At 53.6% G+C, this 3,249-nt stretch carries 2 protein-coding genes; both read right to left on the bottom strand.

Annotated features, from left to right (window positions below; translation table 11 throughout):
• Positions 1-156: 156 nt before the first annotated feature.
• Entirely contained in the window at positions 157-570 is a 414-nt protein-coding gene (locus tag GM658_RS28500) for a hypothetical protein (RefSeq protein ID WP_155457493.1), read from the bottom strand.
• A gap of 1 nt (position 571) precedes the next feature.
• On the bottom strand, positions 572-3,249 hold a 2,678-nt coding region (locus GM658_RS28505; RefSeq protein ID WP_211841959.1), incomplete at its 5' end, for a VENN motif pre-toxin domain-containing protein.

A 3,249-nucleotide genomic window follows, 5' to 3' on the forward strand; every position in this document is an offset into this window, starting at 1 on the left:
ACTCCGCATTGCAGTGGGCCACCCCATCCGAATTCGCCCGTCAGGCCAGGGAAAAGGCCGATTTTGGCTCAGCAATACAGCCGGTAATTTCTACTTAAGACCGGTACTAATTTTGGGGTACGGTCAATTAACCGTAGACTCCAGTTCGGGGCCGTACTAAATTGGGTAGCAAGTCAACTTCTCCAAAGATTCAATAACTAGCCTCCCTATTGCATCGGTATTCAATTTTGTTTCCGAAAGCTTTCGTTTCAATTCCTCGGTTAATGGAATTATGTGCCCCATTGACGCTAAAGCGTTTAAGGAGTCTGCCGCTGCCACCACCACATCATTATTGCTGTGAGTCAGTAGCTCCAACAGAAGTCCTAAAGCTTGCGGCGCGTCTACATCGCTAAGCGTCTGAGCGCACCGTTGCAGCCATGCCGGCTCTTTCGTTTGTACGTCTTGAGCCAGCATCTCCCAGTCCTCGAGTGCAAAGGACTCAAGATATGACGCAGCCTCAGAGCTTCCTAAGTCAGACCAATAATCGTCAGAAAATCCGCTACTCAAGTAGTACACATATTTCTCGTACATTTTATGGAGTTCCTTTAAATGTATTTGGATCCGTGCATCCCGCCCCGCAAGGGTAGCCTGCCGTAACGTTTTTACCATCCTTAATGACTTCCACTCTTACACCCCGTATAGTTGCTTGGTACAAAGAAACCCCATCGGCCCGGGTTGCCACGGCTACAGTATCCCCGGTTTGCTTGACTGCATCGAGTACTTCAGACTTTGTCCATGTTTCCGGGAACAAAGTACTAGTCTTAATCTTTGACAAATTCCCATCAGGGAATTGTGTCACAAGCTTCACTTTGGAGGTTCCGTCAGCGTATTCTTCCATTACTTGAACAGCATAGTTCGGATTGGCATTAGTGATCTCGCCGGAATGTGCGCCGATCAGATCATTTTTTATATTTCCATTCACTACTTTTCGCTGACCAAAAAGTATCTTTTCCTCCATCTGTGCGGAAATAACTGTATTGGAAGCAGCGTTTGTTTCCTCGGCGACGCCAATGGCTGCAACTACCGTTTCGCTCGACTCAATTGAAGCTGTCGACCTGCCGATTGAAACAGGAGCCGAATTCGGATCTGAATAGGTTGTCGCGCCATAGCCTTTTCCGCCCTGCTGAGCGTACTGCCCTTTTCCTGCCGAAGTAGATGCTTCGGCGACTTCCGGTGTCGATGTTGCACCGAACTTTTGCGTCGATCCAATGCCATTAGTGTTGTTCAGCCAGGGAGTAGAGGTGTCTGCGGCCGCACCAGCTCGACCGAGGTTTCCTGCGGCGCTGGCTTCGCCTGACAACGCTCCAGCTTCACCCGCGACAGGGAATTCGGCCCCAGCCCCGGCCAATACTAGAACGGGCACCGATGCGCCGACTTGGTCCCACTTACGATAATAAAGTCCACCGATGGTGCCAACACCTGGTGCGTTGGTCACCATACCGCCGGCGATGTCGCCGGCGGTAGCAAGCCCCCCTTTAGTCATCACAGATCGGACAATGCCATTTTGTGGTTCATACGGTCTGACGTCCCCCATCAAACCCATCTCCGGACCGAAGAGACTCTGATTGGCGAAGCCGTATGCATCTTTTGCTATATTAATGCCACCAATGGTCGTGCCAAATACCAAATTGTATGCACTCTCGGCGTAGCCCTTAGCACCTTGCCCAAGTGGATTGAACATAAAGAAGCCTTCCGCTGCGCCAATGTTTGTCGCGACACCCGGGGCGTCGATTACAGCCTGCTGCAGGGTACCGTTTCGCATCTTCGCGTAGTAGTCGTCCACGGAGGCTTTCGCTTCAGCCGCAGTCGGCTTTCTGAAAGCAGTGTTGGGGATATCGGGTATTGCTGCTTGAGCGTTCAATTCCTCCACACACATCCGGTCGCCGCGCATTAAGCAATCGGACTTCATTGCGTCGTTGTCGAGCGATTTCTTAAAGTATTTATTGTTGATGGCCAATTCTTCAGGTTTCGAACATCCGCCTGCTTTCTGCTTGCATTTCTCAAGCTCCAATTTCCAGTTGGCTGCCTGTGGAATGCTCAGCATGTTGTTCTCAACTGCGTTCGTTGCCACCTGTCCGCCAATCGCTGCATTAAAAGCAGTGCCTCCAGCGGCTCCGGATAGCAGCGCGCCAATAGCACTGGACAAAGCGGTGACGTTGTTGACTTGATCCGCCGTGAGCTTGTCACGTTGCAGTACACCATTGGCATCGAAGGCCTGCGGATATAGCTCTTTGGTCAGTACCTGGGCAGCCAGTTCGCCACCACCGCCCGCCAGTGCACCAACGGCTGCGCTCGAGTGGTTGGCAACGGCCAAAGCCGCACCAAGGACTGCATGGCTCAAGTCCTGCAAGGTCTGGTTTTCATTGCCTGGCGTTTTGAAGTAATCGCCAATTTCAGCAGCTGCATACGGTGCCGCCGCATTGGCCGCGATTTGCGCACCGCCTTGACCTGCGACGCCGCCGACCAGAATGCCGGTGACCACATTCAGCGCGCGGCTCTTGTTGCCGCCCACGCCCCATTCAGCCTGGACTTTTTGGGCCTCTGCGATTGCATTGTTCGCCGCCGCTATCTGTTCAGGCGTGCTATCCGGTTTCTCAAGTACCTTTCGCGCCGCTGCTTCAGCGTTTCTCGCATCGTTGGTAAAGTCGGCGGAAATCTGCTTGGCCGTCCCCAACACCGTACCGGCGGCGATCGATATGGCCTGCTGCTCTTTCATGAGCTTTTTCAGGTCTGGCAGCTTGTCCAGTGCCACGTTGGCTTTGCTCGCGTCGGTGTTGATGCCCAGGTCTTTCACCGAATTGCTCGTCACACCGCCAATGGTGATCTTGCCGTCGGTGACAGTAGCGTAGGTGGTGGAGCTGTCGCTACCCTTTTGATACATTGGCAGGCCTGGCGTCGCGTTACCGTCCTTGGCACTGCCGAACGCGTTACTATTTGAGGTATAGGGTATGGTTTTGCCCTGATCATCCTTCTTGCCGAAGTCACTGCCGCCGCTAATGCCGCCCGCCATGCTGACGTAGCTGGCCGAGTAGCTCATCTTATTTTCAAGATTGGACGTGGTCAGCGCGTTGGTGGTCAGCTCAGAATCGGTCGTGTTAGTGCTGGCGATAGCGCCGCCTTTCAGGTCAACCGTATCGGCCTTGACGTGGTAGCCGCCGTCGCCGGCGAACAGGCCCGATTGCTGGCCGACCGAGGTCGAGCTGCCATGGC

The sequence above is a fragment of the Massilia eburnea genome (assembly GCF_009720745.1).
Lineage (GTDB): Bacteria > Pseudomonadota > Gammaproteobacteria > Burkholderiales > Burkholderiaceae_D > Rugamonas > Rugamonas eburnea.

Coding starts and splice junctions, on each gene's coding strand:
- GM658_RS28500 (WP_155457493.1), bottom strand. CDS start 570: ATGTACGAGAAATATGTGTACTACTTGAGTAGCGGATTTTCTGACGAT.